Origin of the sequence: Streptomyces sp. SID13726, from assembly GCF_010548375.1 — a bacterium.
Taxonomy (GTDB): domain Bacteria; phylum Actinomycetota; class Actinomycetes; order Streptomycetales; family Streptomycetaceae; genus Streptomyces.
In genome coordinates this window covers 1-502 of the sequence record NZ_JAAGLY010000284.1, presented here as the reverse complement: position 1 = coordinate 502, position 502 = coordinate 1, and the positions used below count along the sequence as shown (strand labels likewise).

Below are 502 nucleotides of genomic sequence, written 5' to 3'. Positions count from 1 at the left end.
GAACTGGAGCGCACGGGCGGGCGATTCGGCCTCCAGACCATGTGCGAGGGCGGTGGCCAGGCCAACGTCACGATCATCGAGAGGCTGTAGCCGCAAGGGATCCGGGGGTCCCGCCCCCGGATCTTCCCCGCCGGTGCGCAGGCGGGGCTGGGTGCCGGCGCGGAGGTGTGCTAGTTTGGTGAGCGTTGCAGTTGTGGTACCCATGAACTTTATGTGCGCCTGACGGGAATGTTCCTCAGGCGCTTTTATTGTTTTGCCGGACTCTCCGGATGGGGCCCTTTGCCGCCTATTCAGGAGATTTAAAATGGCACTTGGCACCGTGAAGTGGTTCAACTCGGAAAAGGGCTTCGGCTTCATCGAGCAGGAAGGTGGCGGCGCAGACGTGTTCGCCCACTACTCGAACATCGCCGCCCAGGGCTTCCGTGAGCTGAACGAGGGCCAGAAGGTCACCTTCGACATCGCGCAGGGCCAGAAGGGCCCGACGGCCGAGAATATCGTTCCC

At 62.7% G+C, this 502-nt stretch carries 1 protein-coding gene; it reads left to right on the top strand.

Annotated elements, in window-relative coordinates:
* Positions 1 to 304: 304 nt before the first annotated feature.
* Positions 305 to 502 (top strand): cold-shock protein (locus G3I78_RS47650; protein ID WP_164436859.1); only part of this gene is annotated, 198 nt, incomplete at its 3' end.